The sequence below is a fragment of the Bacillus mycoides genome (assembly GCF_000832605.1).
Taxonomy (GTDB): domain Bacteria; phylum Bacillota; class Bacilli; order Bacillales; family Bacillaceae_G; genus Bacillus_A; species Bacillus_A mycoides.
The window spans coordinates 328,778-344,706 of sequence record NZ_CP009691.1 but is presented as its reverse complement, the minus strand read 5'-3'; the positions used below and the strand labels follow the sequence as shown (position 1 = coordinate 344,706).

Below are 15,929 nucleotides of genomic sequence, written 5' to 3'. Positions count from 1 at the left end.
CTATCCCCCAATTTTCCTGATAATTTCTTGTCCCAATTGTTCATCTGTTGCCATCATTGATTGTAACGTATAGGCAACTAGCGACATGATGCGCTCATAATGATCTCCGATTTCCATCGTTTTATTCAAGATATGCTCGTATTCCTTTACAACTGGTGTTGCTTTTCCGTCTTTATAGTATTGGAGTTGCTGAATGTTCTGGCTATTAGCCTGAATATCATTTCTAAACGTGTTCAGTATTTCTTCTAAATACTTATAAATCGTCGTCATTTCATCCACATTCATTTGAATGCTTTGACCGCCTGGCGCAACATTAACCATGTACTACTCCCTCCTTTGCATACGGAATTTCCAGTTCATCAAACAGAAGTTTCAATAACCAAAATTGACTGACAAACAAATATTGTTCTTTTACTAAATCAATAGCCGCTACTCTTTGGTTGGATTCTAAGCAAAGCCATTGCTGATAATAGCGCGGGTTAGATTGTAATCTTGGTTCTTCTGTTAGGTGAAACAGCTCTATATTGATGCCTGTATCTAATAATGAACGTTCTTCTAACTGTTTTCTTTCCTGCTCGGATGCTTTGTGCGTCAGGTCTTTGTATTCCTCTTCTTCTGGTTCCCGTAATAGTATAGGGAAATGTTCAATTAACATGTTTAACACAATCATTTTCGATAAAACATGTAATTGGTATTGTTGATGAGGCACGATTTCAACTAACACAATCAATTCGTCTGCATTCTCTTCCAAGAATGCAAACATAAATTGATTTAGTCGTACATATTTACGGCTGTTATAATAAGCCTGCAATGCTTGAATAACAACTGCTCCACCTTCTGTTATTTTCCCGTCTACGGTTAATATTTCTTTTTCGATTAATTTTTGTTTTGCATGATCCATTACATCTTGGCCCTTCATGACCAGTATTTCCTTTAGATCTAAACCGAACACGACGTTTGCCTCAAATGCACTTGCTAGTAAATATAATTCCTCTGTACTGAAGGTATCCTTAATTATTTGTGAATCTATCATGAGTTATAAACTCCTCACTTTCCTCACATCTGCTGTCTCTTCAAAATTCTGCATGTACTTGTTTAAGTTTTCTAGGGCCTTCGTATGCTTCTCCATGATTTTATTCATATCTTTATGATATTGCGTAATCAAATCCAAGTAAGCTTCAAATGACCCTCTCGTGCTGCCGCTCCATTTTGCTGATTTCACATAACTTTTTAAATCGTTACTTTTATCATAAGATGTACGTAGCGCCTCTTGAATTGCTTTGGAATATTGAACGGCTTGCTGTAAGTCGCTATCAATAATCTCAACTTTCCCCATCTTTCTCACTTCCCTTCTGCTGCTTTTGCATTGGCCTTATCTCTGTAATACACGTACCGATCATAAGCCGCTTGTCTAGCTGCCGTTAAACTAGACCTTTTCTCTTCTGCATTCGAAATACACTGCATCAGTTTCTCATCTAATTGCTGACGTTTCGGTTCAAAATCATTTACCGGAATGCTGCCACTTGATGCATGAGGCATCTTTCCTCTATAACTGCTTAGCGCCCCATTAACCTCAGCTATACACTCGGAGTATTCGGAAATTCTTTCTTGTAACTCTTGGTATAGCTTCTGATAATGATCCCGCTTTCTCTCCTCTTCATTTTTAAAAATATCGAATAGACTCATTAGGCTATTTCACCTCCTTTTAACGGAAAACTTCTACTGGCGCTAGATGGGCAGCCAATTTAATTTTTTCAGCCATATTCTGTTGTACGAAGTAAGCTTCGTAAGGTTGTAAGTTCTTTTCCTTATAAGGTCGATTAGAAATGTCAAACAACATTTGATCTGCTACTTTCGTTAATACAATACCTGTTTTTTGCTTTTTCACAGCTTGGTTCACTTTGTCATATGCTTTTCCTAATAGACCATTCGTACCAGAAATGATAAAGTGAATACCCATTCGATGACCATTTTCAATCAATTCTCCTAAGCTGTCCTCTGTTGTTACACTCATAATGCTCGTAATAAACGAAACATCTGTTATTACGACTACAATCGGACGCAATTGTTTCTTAAATTCATGGATAGATAGCTGACCATTGCTTTCTTTTTGTATTTCAATAAACGCTTCTTCTCTTCTTTTCCAAACGTTTCTTAGCTCGGCAGTTACCTCGTCCAGCTCTTCTCTGTTTGAAACATATTGTGCTACAGCATCTTTGCTTCCATTGAATCCCATTGTACTGTTGTCAAATAAAACGATGTCATACATATTACTACGCTGCAGAAGTTGAAGAATCATTTCCATCGAATTCTCGATCACTTCTAATTGATTCCCGATTACAACAACGTTTTGGTCTTTTTCTAGATCGAACGCGACAGGTTGTACATCTTCCATATCGACCGCAAATGGGATTTGTCTACTTTCAATAAGTTGCTTCGTTTGTGGCCAAGCAATAAATTCTTTATAATGCAGTACTTCTGGTACCATCGGAATTGGAAGTGGTCTTTCACCTTTCCATGCTTCATTCATTGCTTTCGCCTCTGCTTGGATAGCTTCAACGTTTGCCAAAGCATCCTGCCCCATCGTTGGCAGTGCTGTTTGGAAAACTGCAGGATTTTCAAGTTTCACCAACCCTCGGCCTGATAATTCTTCAATTGTTAAATCTGTACGACCAACAATATTACGAGCTTCATTTTGTTCAATATTGTAAAGTGCAATTTGCATTTTAATATTAGATAAAAGTGACATAAGCATCGCGCCTTGGCGACCAGCACTAATCAATAAATGAATTCCGATACTCGCACCTTCACGAGCAATTTGTGTAATTGTCTTTTCAAATTCATCAACAAATCCACCGTCACGTACTGTATCGTAATTATCTAGATTAATTAGGATATTTGGCACCGACTCACCACTTGCCTTTTCATACATGGCCATATTAGCAACGCCGTATTTGCTCAGTCTTTGTTTCCGCTCCCTAATTTCTTTAGATACACGTCTAATAAATTTACTTATTTTCTCCAAATCATCTACCATAAATGTATCGGCAACATGCGGTAATCCTTTTAGTGCTAACAAACCATTTGTACCAAAGTCTAATAAATAAACATGTAAATGTTCAGGGCTATGCTTCCGTGCTAATCCCATTACAATAGTTTGTAAGAAAGTTGATTTACCGTATCCCGGACTCGCAAAAACAGCTAGGTGTCCTTCTTTTGTTAGGTTAAGCTGTAATAGCTCTTGTGCCTGCATTTCTGGAATATCAACAATACCAATCATTGGTTCTAAATCGCTTTTCGCTTCTTGCCATGCATGTTGGAATGCAACAAGTTGCAGCTCTGGCAAGTAAATACGTTCTTCTAAAGGTGGTAACCAAGGTCTTGGTAATGCTTCAATTTGTTCTTCTTCTGTGTAGTTATGAATGTAATCAATAACTGCATCTAATTCAGTTGGTACTTTTGTAATGCTCTCTTGTTTCCCAAAACCACTCAAATCCTCACTCAAAATCTCATACTGCCCAAGCTCATTAATCGCATAAATCGTCGTATCTAGCTGTTCTTGGTCCTCTTTGTTTTCAATATAATCCGCTCCGCTCCATGCACTTTGGAACAGTTCATAGATTTCGTTATTTCCGACTTGTAAGTACGCGCGGCCTGGCAGTGTAATTTCTGCGGCATCTGGTGTTTTTAAGATTTCGTTACTGTCGGATGCGTTTTGTACTTTTAGTGCTAATTTGAATTTGGAGTTACTCCAAATTTGGTCATCTACGACCCCGCTCGGTTTTTGCGTTGCTAGGATTAAGTGGATTCCTAGTGAACGACCGATACGTGCCGTTGATACTAATTCTTTCATAAATTCAGGTTGTTCTGATTTTAACTCAGCAAATTCATCTGAAATTAAGAATAGGTGCGGCATTGCTTCTTTCGCTTTGCCTTGTTTGTATAGTTTTTGATATTGGTTAATATGGTTTACATCATATTCGCCAAATAGACGTTGACGTTTTTGTAATTCTGCTTTAATCGATGCAAGGGCACGCATACTTTGAGCACCGTCTAAGTTCGTAATTGTTCCTAATAAATGCGGTAAGTTCTTGAATAAGTTTGCCATTCCGCCGCCCTTATAGTCGATCAGTAGGAATGCGACTTCATACGGATGGAAGTTTACCGCTAAAGATAAAATGTATGATTGAATAATTTCTGATTTACCAGACCCTGTTGTACCTGCGACTAATCCATGCGGTCCGTGTGCTTTTTCGTGTAAGTTCAAGTTGACGATGTCATCTTTACCACGTAAGCCCAGCGGTACAGCTAAACTTTTAAATGTTTCGTTTTTCGCCCAGCGAGCCTTAATGTTTAGTTCATGAATTTTTTCAACGCCGTACATTTCAAGGAATGTAACACTTTCTGGAATACTGTTTCTTAAGTTTTGCAAGTGATTCAGCGGTGCTAATGCACGAGAGAACTCTTCTTTGTTGAAACCATCTGGGAAGTGATCGAGCGTAAAGTGGCGATTTACTAGTTCACCTTGTTCTAAGATAACATTCCCGTTTTTCGCATCACGAATATCAATAACTGTTTTCACATGTTCCGGTAAACTTTGCATCACATCTTCTACAAAGATGAGAGATACACCAAGTTCGCTCGGGTCTTCGTTAAAGAACTCCATTACACTATGATCTAAAATTAGTTTTTCATCTGTAATCGATACAACGTAATGAGGTGCAAAATACATTTTTTCATTGGAATTGCCTTTTTCTTCTAATGCTAATTTGCGTTCCTTCAGGATTTGATACAAACTGTTCAATACTTGATCCCGGCTTCGGTCATGATACACGAACCCGCGAACATTAATATCTCGTAAACTCGCATGCGGTAACCAGCGCATCCACTCCCAGCTTGCTTTTTCTTCTTCTGGGAAAATCGTAATGAATTGTAAATCATAATAACTATGAAACAGAGCTGTTTGCATAACGAGCATTTGCAGCTGTTCGATTACTAATTTTCGTTGTCCGATATAACCTACCGGGCCATTCACTAAGTCGGTCACAACTGGTACATTCTCTAAACCCATATATTGCGAACGTAAGCCGCTTGCAGCTTCTACTAATTCATCTTTGTTTTGCGTAAACTCTTCTTTGTTAAACTGAATTTCAAAACTAGAATCAACGCGGCCCAATCCAACCCGATATGTCAAGAAATCATGGTGGAACATTGTTTTTTCATAGATTTGCGAATCTACTCTTACTGCCATATCACGAATTTGTTCAATGTTTGGATAGTGATAATCTAAAGCGTGCCTTTGCTCTTCACTTGCGGCATACAATTCTTGCGTTTTCTGCTTCAAATAATTTTGATAACTTTCATTCCGTTCTTTCGTATCAATTCTGTATTTCTTTAAATTCTTTAAATATGTGGTTAATGCAATAATTACTGTTACCACTGTCATCCCGAGTGATGCGATAATAAAAATCCCGCGGGGCTGAAAGATTGAAACGACTACAGTCAACACGATCATCACAATCGGCGGGACGATCATCTGTGCCAGTTGTTCACTTGGTTTTGACGGTAGGTGAGATGGCTTTCCAATCGTGAGTTTTTCCTCTGGCTCACGGTAAATAATCCGCGGGGAACGATGATAATTCGGATATTCATCACCTAAATCATTATCAGCTTCCATTAAAGGTGTTAATTTTGATGTAATGCGATTAGGTGAAGCTAATATTTGAATATCTTCTTTCCCAACTTTGATTGTTACACCATCAAAATACAGTTGATCGCCTGGTTCAAGCATTGCCTCACCAGTCATGCGAAAAAAGTTGTGATATACATAGCCGTCATTCACAACGACTTTAAAACAATCTCCCAATGTTTCACGGATAAACAGCACGTTAGCAGCTGTCATATTTTTAATTGTCACATCATCGCGATCCGTTGCGCCAAACGAAATACTATACTTGGACGCCATGTCATACACATACTCTTCTCCTGCATCCGTTAAGTAAAAATGCATTTGTTTCTCTTTCGTAATATCTAGAGTCACATGTTCATTTGCACGTAATGCTTCATCCTCAAGTTTCCATGCTTCGCCGTCCCACTTCACCACTACACGCGTTTCCAAGTCCGCGTAAGTAACTGTGTCGGACCATTCATTTCCGATTGTGACTAATTCACGTTTTTTCGGATTAAGATGACATTTATGTAGTTGATTACCGTAACTAATTGTTAGTAGTTGTACCATCTCTATCTCCCGTTTCTTTTATTTTTATTTCGTTTGATGTCTAGTTCTCTTTATTTCCTGATGGGTTCTTATTTGATAAGTCATCTGAGGAATTTGTATTATATTTTTTTTGGTAATCTTCCAATTGTTTCTGATATTTCTGTACTTTTTCTTCACGCGCTGAACCAGTCAACTTCGGATCATTTTTCACTTGTTCAATTTGTTTAATTAATCCGTACATAATCAATTGCGGATCATCGATATATTTCGCAAGATCTAAAGACTTAGAGAAATCTCCGCGCCCATTGTAAATCCAATATAATAAATAATTTTTATCACTTTTTAGACTCACATTCTTCATAATTGCTGCTTTTTGATCATCTGTTAGTTTTTCTGCCTTTACGTATGAAGAAGCTAAAACATATTTAGATGCATCCGGTAGTTTTTCAGGATCTTGCTCCTTTAAAGTGCTAATTACTTTATCGTAGTCTGTCGCCAAGAAATTCTTATCTGCTTCTAACAATTTATTTTGATACGGCATTTTTACAAAACTGAAATAGCCAAGCGGTACTGCGAGAACAATCGAAGCAACAATCATCAAAATGGATAATCGTTTAAATAAACGGAATCGTTTTTTCGGCACAAGCTGCATATTTTTCTCTGTTGTCGTTTGTTCTCTTCTGTAATGATCATTTAATAACTTTACAAGGTCATCAAATGTACCAACCTCAACGACATTACGTTCGAATGCCGTATCTTTTGCATTGTTCAATGAACCAGAATATAATTCATCAAAACTATATTTTTTCGAGAATATTGCGACAACTAAACATTTATACTGACGTAAAAACTTCTCATCATCTAAGCGATACGGTGGTACAATATCACGGATACCACGATAAACTAGATAGGGCATATAATTGTCATCGAATACTAGATTGTCTGGATGAAGGAAGAAAGTTTTTCGCGTTTGTAAGCACTCTTGAAAACGAGCAACATTAAGCAATAATCGTAATTTATCGTTCTTTCCTAGTTTGTGTACATCTTCCCATTCCTTTGTATATCCCTTAACGTTGAACTCAAATGTAAACATATCTTCATGATCTTCTACTGTAGCCGGTACAAAGAAGTTAGATTTTTCTGTGATTAACTCCAGTTGCCGCATGTCCTTCACACGCGTCTGTGATTTCGATAACTTCAATGTCCGTATATGCTCAGTCGTTTCAAATAGATACTGCATCGAATCTAGCTGAATCGTTCTCTCTGTCATAGTCTCTTACTCCTCTTTTTCATGTTCTTTTCTATATAAATTCATTTTGATTTTTCACCATATAAGTCGCTGCTATGTTGAAGTGATCCACTCTTGCTTTCTAGCTTTGTTTTTTGGCAAAAGCAGTAACTGACCGCTTCTATGCACGGTCAGTTACTCTCACCTAACTAAAAAGAAAGATTTTAATTCTACAAAACTTTTAATATATCCCCGTCCGTTACCTGATAATCAATTAACCGATCATCGTCAGTGAGTAACAGTTCTTTATTAACAACCTTAATAGCGCAGCGAGAAACTTCTATCACATCAAGTTTTAGTGCTTCAGCAATGTTCATGAGCAGCTGTTTGACGGGCTGGTGGGTCGGGATACGCAGATCATATAATCTGCTATCCCATTTACTAAAGTCAATTGTGACATTAATATGTGTTTGTCCTGCCATACTTCCTTCTCCCTTACTGCCAAATTTTCCGTATTACAACATAAATGCCGCAGCAAATTGCTAGTACTATACCAGATAGGATTCCTATCATTTGTGTGCTGATAGGTTCCGTTTCTAGTTGATTAGTGTTTTGGTCAGCGCTAACAGCGTTGCTAACCGTATAATTTTGAGCAAACAAGCTGTTTTGTCTGTCCTTCACAGTTGTATCCTTCTTGTCTGATGTTACAAACAATGAGTCATTTAAGGCTTTCGTTTCGCCCTCTATTTGTTTCTGCTTCTCTTTAATTACATCTTTTGTTTGTTCTTTAAACAAGTCTGGTGCGTGTTTTTCAAGCTCAGTTTCTTGGGGTTCCTTTTGTTCCTTTTCGACTTTTTCCTGTTGCATCTGTTCCACACGATCCGTTTTCAAATCCATCTTTCCGTTATGATCAAGATAGCTGCCCGTATCAGCGTGAAGGGACGTCGGAGCAAGAAAAAGCAACAAAAAAGCAGTAATGAAACTAGCTCGTATGAGAATCAGCTTCATATTCATCCCTTTCTTCTGCCCGGTATTTGCGTATGACGAACAAGTTTATCACAAGGCCAATAACGACAGCTGCCATTAAACTATACATAATAGTCGACCAATTTGCTCGGTCGTTTGCAAAACCAGTAATCATAATCTCAATATATTGAAGCGGTGAAAATTCACGTATTTTAGCAGCAGTCGACATTTTATCAAGATTCAACCCAACTGCATCTGTCAGGAACAGATACAGGCTAAACATGGCTAGCAAAATAAACATTCCGACCATTTTCATTTGGCGTAATAAGTAGCCTGAAATGAGAACTAGCACTAACATAATGCTGGTAAACATGCTGATCCATACTGGGAATTCTGCATGACTAATTTTCAATAAATAGCCTGAAATACCGCCAATTAGAATCCCTTCAACTATTCCAATACCAGCTTGAACAGCCGTAGTTGGTACGTTTTTCAGTACCAATGACATCTCTTCCTCAAAAGCACTTTTTTCTATACGTTTTCGTTCTTGGTTTGAAATTACATAAGCTGTAAATAGAGAAACAATGAAGCAAATCAGTACTAATAAATATGGTGTAAACGTATCTGCGGCTACAACAACACCATCGTTTTTCTTTTGCACTGGGTTTGCAAGGAAGCTATATAAGTTTTCGTTTTGTCGATCGCCAACGCGACTGTTTGCGAGAACTTTCGTGAAATTTTTCAAGTAATCTTTATCATCAATTAGTTTCTTACTTAGATCACCCGAAAGCCTTGTCGCCTGACCAACTAGCGAATCTCCACTATCTTGAATCGTTTTCGCCCGGTCATCGATATTATCAAACGTTTTATACACATCGTCAGCTGATATTAAGTTACCCTTCGACTGATCAGCGAGTGTCTGACTTTGTATAAAAATAGACTTGAATTCCCCGTCTAACGTAAGCGTCGCCGTTTGTTCACCATCACTATTTGTCACAACTTTCCCTTGTTGATCGATTAGTTTATTGCTTGTTTCACGCCATGTTGCTAAATTTTTTAACGTTTGCGTAAGATTCGTATTCATCGCGTTTGCTTGCTCAGTTGTCTGATTAATTACTTCTGTTAAATGTGTAGAATTTTTATCTGCTTCATCAACCAATTTAAGATAAGCATCTACTTTGTCTTTCAAATCTTTTGTTTGTTGCTGTACTTCTTCTGTCGTTTGCTTAGCAATGTATTCCGCTAATAAGTCAAGCACATCGCGTTTGTTGAACAGGTAGTATAATGAATTTTGATGTGATTCTGTTAAATCCGTAAGTGATTTTTTATTAAAATTCTCCGGTAAATCGGCTGATGCCTCAAACCCGTAATACAAGTTATACATGCTAGATAGTTTTTGATAATTTTTAATCGTATCTTCAACTGCTTGTATAAGCTTATTAGTCGCATTCGGATCTAACGACGACATAACTTGGTGAGTAATGTAATTATTATTTACAGGTTTCCATTCCCCTTCTGTATTCGTCTCTCCATCTTTTGTAGGGGGCTGCTCTGTTTGTGTCTCTCCATCACTTTTTCCTGGCTGTTCTGTTTGTGTCTCTCCATCACTTTTTCCTGGCTGTTCCGTTTGTGTCTCCCCATCACTTTTTCCTGGCTGGCTACCACCATTTTGCGTTTGACCGCCACCTTCACCTGGCTGGCTACCACCATCTTGCGTTTGACCGTCACTTCCACCTGGCTGGCTACCACCATTTTGCGTTTGACCGCCACCTTCACCTGGCTGGCTACCACCATTTTGCGTTTGACCGTCACTTCCACTTGGCTGGCTACCACCATTTTGCGTTTGACTGTCACTTCCACCTGGCTGGCTACCACTATTTTGCGTTTGACTGTCACTTCCACCTGGCTGGCTACCACTATTTTGCGTTTGACTGTCACTTTTTTTTACCTTCTTCAAAGGACTTTGATAAGTAATCGTACTTGATTGACCTAGTATAGGCGGTTCAGTTGGTTTTGGTTTCATGTCAGATGATGGATTATCAATGACATAATCTGTATCCTCTTGTGTCAAATTCCAACTCCAAGTTACAGGCTCAAAGACAGAAATATTACTGTTAGCATTTTTTAAACGTAATGTCGCTTTAATTTCGAAATCGCCTTTGTCTGTAGCTGGTAAAACAATTTTTTTATTTTGAAGGTACTCCTCTGTGTAATCTGCTTCATTTCCGATAACCAGTTTTACACTTGTCACTTCATAATCGTCTGGTACATTTAATGTGATATATTGCCCTTCTTTTTTCGTAGCTGGCAATACTGCTTTATCGTTTACTTCAACACCAAATGTCGTCAAATTATCTTTAATTTTTTTTATCATTTCCACCATTGGAATAGTATCTGTACCTCGCGCAGGTGTGTAAAGTTTTTCCGCATTATATTTATTTGTGATATCAATAACATTTTCCAGTTCTTTCTTCGTCCCATCTGATAAACCAATGTTTTGAATATCATCTTTATTTAATGACGGTAACTGATTAATAGCCTCTTGAATCTTTTGATTCGCACGATTATCCGGTGCATCAAAGAATTTATTTAAATACACGTCTTGATGACCCTCAGAAGAATTTGAAATTTCCCGCTTTAGCTTTTCAGTTATTGATGCCGTAAGCTCTGGTCCTAGTCTATTTGCTAACTCAGTGTTGTGACTGCGAATTTTCGCACTGTTATCACTCAAATACTTTTGCATACCAGCTGAATCCGATAAAATATTAGGCTGCTCTTCTTTCAACTGAAATTGATCGTAAATTACTTTATTCGCTAATTCTAAATTAGCAAATTGTTGCATTATATCTGTTGTATTCATACTTTGGTCAAACTGAGTCAACTGTGTCGAGAAATCCTTTAAGACAAGGCCATTTGCTTCCTTCATTTTATTAAAATCACCAAAAGCTGTCTGACTGGTCTGATTGGATTTCATACCTTCATTCAAATTGTTGCTAAACCCATTTAAAATCTCTTGTAACCCTTTAAAACTGCCTTTCGCCACACCTGTTTGATCTTGAACACTTTTAAACTGCTGTGTGTAACCAGCTAGCGGGCTATGAACCTCTTTATTGTACACATCGGTGTAAGTTTGTTCTTTTTTTACAAAAGTTGTAATGTTATCCTGCGCATTTTGCAAGTTTCCGATAATGCTAGCGAAATAAACATCGATAATTCGGCTGTTGAAATCTCCAAGTATCGAACTTGCTGTTTTTTCTGCTTCTGCTTTTATATCATTATTACCAGTTGTATTTACCTTGTAGTTAAGCGTCACCTTTTCCGGCGCATTCGACTCAATTGATAATGCTTTTTTGGAAAAATCGTTCGGAATAACGATCATCATATTATAGACGTTACGTGATAGTCCGCTTTCTGCTACCCCGCGGCTAACTACATACCAATCGTGCTTATTATCTTTTTCCACACTCGTAATAAATTCATTACCAAATTCAATCTTTTTGCCACCCAGGTTTGCACCTTGATCTTCGTTAACCAGCGCAACCGTCATCTTTTGTGTTTCTTTATCACTCTTTCCTTTCTTCACTTGATTCAGTGCTAGAAAGGATGTTCCAGTAGACAGCGCAAGCGTCAGTATAATAAAAAATACTATGCTCCACTTTATTTTTTTCACACATCACCACTCCTGCTAGTAAAACTCTTTGTCTGTATACTGTTATTCGCTTACTTCTAGTAGTCGCGAAAACGGATACTCCTTTTCATACCCACAATAAGGTGAAACTTTCATTAGTAGGAGCTTTACTATCCGCTAATGCGGGAGAGATGCAAACAAACTTCAAGCTACCTTATACTTTTTTTACTAAGCATTTATATTTATTTTGTAGTATAATCCCAAGAAAAATGGCAGCATCTCTCCCTTTTTTACAAATAACCCCAATAAATAAACCACGCAGCACTTGCTGCGTGGCTCACTACTCAGAGAATTTACTCGCGCCCGTTACTATGTAAAGCATGAAAAATCCCCTAATCTACTAACAAACATCACCGTAATTAGCTAAGTCCAAAATTACGGGATAAGTCTTGATCATGTCGAGCCACAGCATCTGCTGTATCCTTCAATTGTCTTTCGATGTCATGTAGTAATTGGGCAAAATTTCTTACCTTCGGTGCTAATTCGATAAATTGTCGGTCAAACCCTTCGAATGCACGACCTTCCCATTCTCCACGTAAGTCTGATTGTAAGTTTGTTAAATCGCGTAGAATGTCCTCAATTTGTTGACCACCGTTACCATAACGAGCTGCTTTTGCTTTAAGCTCCTCTGGGCTCATACGAATTTGTCCAGCCATTTATATTCCCCCTATCAATTTGTGAAAATTGTAAAACAAAATTTTATTTTACTTACTGAATTATAACAATAAGTAGAAAAATTGAAAAGATATTTTTACTTTTTTGGATATTCTTATCATATATTGTCGTTTTTTTCTTGTCTATGCATATAAATAAAGGAGTTCTGGTGCAAAAACTTCAGGACAATTGCAATAAATTCACAAATCTTAGACATGCTGATACTACTAATCTAAAAAAGGTGCGTGATGGATATGAAAAAGGAAAATGCATTCAAATGGCTGGATACCAGGAATGGTTAAAGTTCGTAATTTGGGGCATTCAGGAATTTTGGCCAAGAAACATTATTCGTGTTTTAAATTTTATTTTTTACTTGGATAACTTTGCCCATCCCCCTTTTTGGGGGATGGGCAAAGTTATCCAAGTACTGATTTAGGTACATATTTCGTAAGAAATCTATTCAAAACAAACCAGACGGTATCCATTTAGCGAAGAAATTAGGCATAAATTTTTCATCATCGATTCTTCTTCTTAATATTCCTATAAGTATGTGATGGTTTATATTATCAAAGAATCCCTTTATATCTCCTTCAACAAACCATTTCACACCAGTAAATCGCCTCTGAATTTTTATTATTGCTGTATGACAGCTTCTTTGTGATCTAAAACCATGTGATGTTTCCAAAAATTGTGGCTCGTATATACTTTCGAGTATTAATCTCAATACTTCCTGTACTAGTTTATCATCAAAAGACGGAATTCCTAACGGTCTTTTTCCTTGCTTTGCTTTTGAGATATACACTCTTTTAACAGGGTGTGGTCGATAAGACTGCTCTCTTAATTCTTCAATTATGTTTTGTATTCTTTCGATACTCACTCCATCAATAGTTTTTCCATCTGCACCTTTAGTCAGACTTCCTTCTTTGGCATTAATCTTGTGGTAAGCTAAAAGATAAAACTCTATGTTGTATAAGTTCCTATACAGTCTTTTGTACTTATACTCAGTATTGTTTGCCTTAGACGCTAGACTGCTTAATACATCATTTTGATTTCTCATGAAGCCTCTCGCTCCTTCCATAATTGTATTAAACTAGATAAGCTGTTCCCCTTCGCCATGTGATAGGCTTTCCCCACTTCAGACTACTACGGGAACTCCGTTACCTTATTAGATTTTCATGGGCCACATATCTTGCTTATTACACTTGATATCATCCTCGATAGCCATTTTCTATGGCACTCTAACTTAGGTAATCCCCATTTAGTACTTCTGCGGACATAGCAGTATTGTGATATCGGATGTGACTTTCGTCCTTTTCCATTTATTATGGCTAGGAAACCACGGACACCTACTATACAAGGGTTATCTATCTGAACCCTGTACCATGGTTTTATTTCGTATCAGTCACCTTTCGAAATAGGCTTCGATATGCCCCCTTGGACTGTCATTCAAGCAGTTTAGCTTTCATCCTTGTTCACAACAGTTTCATCTTGCCATAAGTTGCCTTTGGTTTCCCTCATGGATAAGTTGATTGATGATAGGTTTGTTGGGTGTCTATACCTACTACTTGCTAAAGCTGATTCCCCAGAAGCCCTTATGGGCGCACATACACTTCGAATTGATGTCCGTCCATTTTGTCTATATAGCGAATGCCGGACTTCACCATTCGCTTCAGCATTCTACGCTCCTGGATCTTCCGGTACATAAACTGACAAATACGAAAAAGAACATAAAAGATAAAACCACAAATCAAAATCTGTAGTATATTTGGCATTGCTGGTAGATTAGACACTTCTCTCCACCTCTTTGATTGGTTTCATTTTCTTTGGTTGAGCTGTTTCTTTTGGTTGTTGTTCATTCACTTGTTTCTTCCGAACATCGTTCCAATCTTTTTCATGCATTGGAACATCCTCTTTAAGATCTACAAAGCATTTCATCGTCTGAATGAAGTCTTTCCCGGCCTTATCATTATCAACTGCCATAATGACCTCTTTAATATCGTGCCCTTCTTTTTTTGCATCCATTAAAGATTGAATCACCGTTTTTGACTTCAATCCATGCATAGAGACCAGGCGAGCGTTTTGTATTTTATTTTGCTTGATACTCCAATGAGATAACATGTCGATTGGATCTTCATAAAAATAGATCTTATCCGGCTTATCCACATCAACCGTAAAACCTGCATGGATTTTTTCATAATTCGGGACAATTTGTTTAAAGCTTCCTCTTTTATTCTCCATTTTGACCGTACCTTGACGGTTCATTCCAATTACTTGCCCTTTGCCACCTTCTTCTCTCCATTTGAACACGACATTGTTTTTCTTATCCTGGACGATGAGATCCTTTTTAATCAGCCAGTTCACCAGGCGAGGTTCTATTTTTCTTTCATCAATTAGGTACTGCTTGATCTCTGTTTGTTTCTGCACCTCTAAGTGTTTCGGATAGATGAAAGGCTGCTGTCCTTTTTTGTGTTCTTCTTCAACTTTTAAGCAATCAAACTCTTTATAATCATCCTTATTGATGTCTAATACAGCTTGCGGAAATGTCATTTCATAGTACATCATCGCAAAGCTAATCGCTCCATAGCCCTTTTCGCCACGACTATTCCAGGCGTATTGATTTCCTTTAATAATGAGGCTGTCATGTTCCGTATGACGATAATAGTTTCCTTCTTTCTTAAACGTTTCTCCCTTTGCTTCTAGATATGAAATCAAGTCTATGTTTCTTGCTTTCATCGCATCCTCCGTACTGACATGTGCCATTACGGAATCCCCCCTTTACTCTATAAAATGAAATAAAAAAGAGGACTATTCCGTTTCATAGTCCTTTCCTATTAATCTGCAATTTCAGTTTTATGGTTCCGTTTCTTGATTCTCAGCTTTTTCACGATTCTTTGCCCAAATAACAACAATACGTTCAAAGAGACAGCTACAAGAAACATACAGTCCGCAAACAGCCATACATTCATGACATGACCTTCCATTCTAGTTCCTTCTGTAAGAACACATATAATGGTTTTTGCTCTAACAATATTTCACGAACGGCTTGAATTTCTTTTTTAGATAATGAGATAAAAATGAGTTCTTTTGGATCTTCTTTTTCTGCCCAAACACCCCTGTAATCAATGTCTACGATTTCCACAATGTTTCCCATTCCTTTTCACTCCTTTCGTTCTAAA

Annotated in this window: 14 protein-coding genes and 2 pseudogenes; 1 reads left to right on the top strand and 15 read right to left on the bottom strand. The window is 37.6% G+C overall.

What is annotated here, in order from left to right; all coding sequences use genetic code 11:
• The 10 genes from BG05_RS01805 to BG05_RS01760 form a co-directional block, all read right to left on the bottom strand.
• Complete coding sequence (locus BG05_RS01805; RefSeq protein ID WP_033734513.1) at positions 1–321, bottom strand: hypothetical protein; 321 nt, start codon at positions 319–321, stop codon at positions 1–3.
• Positions 314–1,033, bottom strand: a complete 720-nt coding sequence (locus BG05_RS01800; protein ID WP_033734514.1) for a DUF5081 family protein — start codon at positions 1,031–1,033, stop codon at positions 314–316. The genes BG05_RS01805 and BG05_RS01800 overlap by 8 nt, the downstream gene beginning before the upstream one ends.
• A 3-nt stretch (positions 1,034–1,036) precedes the next feature.
• Positions 1,037–1,336 carry a WXG100 family type VII secretion target gene (locus BG05_RS01795; protein ID WP_003193364.1) on the bottom strand — a complete coding sequence of 100 codons (300 nt, stop codon included), beginning with the start codon at positions 1,334–1,336 and terminating at the stop codon, positions 1,037–1,039.
• 5 nt (positions 1,337–1,341) lie between these two features.
• The gene (locus BG05_RS01790; RefSeq protein ID WP_033734515.1) at positions 1,342–1,686 is read right to left on the bottom strand and encodes a hypothetical protein; all 345 of its coding nucleotides are present in this window, start codon (positions 1,684–1,686) and stop codon (positions 1,342–1,344) included.
• A 19-nt stretch (positions 1,687–1,705) separates the two neighbouring features.
• The gene (gene essC / locus BG05_RS01785) at positions 1,706–6,238 is read right to left on the bottom strand and encodes a type VII secretion protein EssC (protein ID WP_003193367.1); all 4,533 of its coding nucleotides are present in this window, start codon (positions 6,236–6,238) and stop codon (positions 1,706–1,708) included.
• Between the two features lie 40 nt (positions 6,239–6,278).
• Positions 6,279–7,487, bottom strand: coding sequence for a type VII secretion protein EssB (essB, locus tag BG05_RS01780; RefSeq protein WP_003193369.1), 1,209 nt, complete (start codon positions 7,485–7,487; stop codon positions 6,279–6,281).
• Between the two features lie 188 nt (positions 7,488–7,675).
• Positions 7,676–7,927: an EsaB/YukD family protein gene (locus BG05_RS01775; RefSeq protein ID WP_000918627.1), complete on the bottom strand. Its 252-nt coding sequence runs from the start codon at positions 7,925–7,927 to the stop codon at positions 7,676–7,678.
• A 13-nt stretch (positions 7,928–7,940) separates the two neighbouring features.
• Complete coding sequence (gene essA, locus BG05_RS01770) at positions 7,941–8,453, bottom strand: type VII secretion protein EssA (protein ID WP_016127884.1); 513 nt, start codon at positions 8,451–8,453, stop codon at positions 7,941–7,943.
• Positions 8,428–12,081, bottom strand: a complete 3,654-nt coding sequence (gene esaA, locus BG05_RS01765; RefSeq protein WP_041867968.1) for a type VII secretion protein EsaA — start codon at positions 12,079–12,081, stop codon at positions 8,428–8,430. Before esaA ends, essA begins: the two co-directional genes overlap by 26 nt.
• A gap of 377 nt (positions 12,082–12,458) precedes the next feature.
• Positions 12,459–12,755, bottom strand: a complete 297-nt coding sequence (locus BG05_RS01760; RefSeq protein ID WP_000918583.1) for a WXG100 family type VII secretion target — start codon at positions 12,753–12,755, stop codon at positions 12,459–12,461.
• 167 nt (positions 12,756–12,922) lie between these two features.
• On the opposite strand from BG05_RS01760, the gene BG05_RS01755 reads away from it, so the two are divergent.
• Positions 12,923–13,189 (top strand): hypothetical protein, encoded by a 267-nt coding sequence (locus tag BG05_RS01755; RefSeq protein WP_162208023.1) that lies wholly within the window; start codon positions 12,923–12,925, stop codon positions 13,187–13,189.
• A 66-nt stretch (positions 13,190–13,255) separates the two neighbouring features.
• On the opposite strand, the pseudogene BG05_RS01750 reads toward BG05_RS01755, so the two are convergent.
• From BG05_RS01750 to BG05_RS01735, 5 genes and pseudogenes are all read right to left on the bottom strand, one after another.
• Positions 13,256–13,810, bottom strand: a pseudogene (locus BG05_RS01750) (reverse transcriptase domain-containing protein); the annotation flags it as partial.
• Between the two features lie 541 nt (positions 13,811–14,351).
• Positions 14,352–14,543, bottom strand: a pseudogene (locus BG05_RS01745) (restriction endonuclease); the annotation flags it as partial.
• Entirely contained in the window at positions 14,536–15,513 is a 978-nt protein-coding gene (locus BG05_RS01740; RefSeq protein ID WP_002193511.1) for a DUF3991 and TOPRIM domain-containing protein, read from the bottom strand. The gene BG05_RS01740 and the pseudogene BG05_RS01745, both read right to left, overlap by 8 nt.
• A gap of 71 nt (positions 15,514–15,584) precedes the next feature.
• Positions 15,585–15,719, bottom strand: a complete 135-nt coding sequence (locus BG05_RS31815; RefSeq protein WP_258169562.1) for a hypothetical protein — start codon at positions 15,717–15,719, stop codon at positions 15,585–15,587.
• A complete protein-coding gene (locus BG05_RS01735; RefSeq protein ID WP_002193510.1) occupies positions 15,716–15,904 on the bottom strand; it encodes a hypothetical protein in 189 nt (62 codons plus the stop codon). Before BG05_RS01735 ends, BG05_RS31815 begins: the two co-directional genes overlap by 4 nt.
• Between the last annotated feature and the right edge of the window lie 25 nt (positions 15,905–15,929).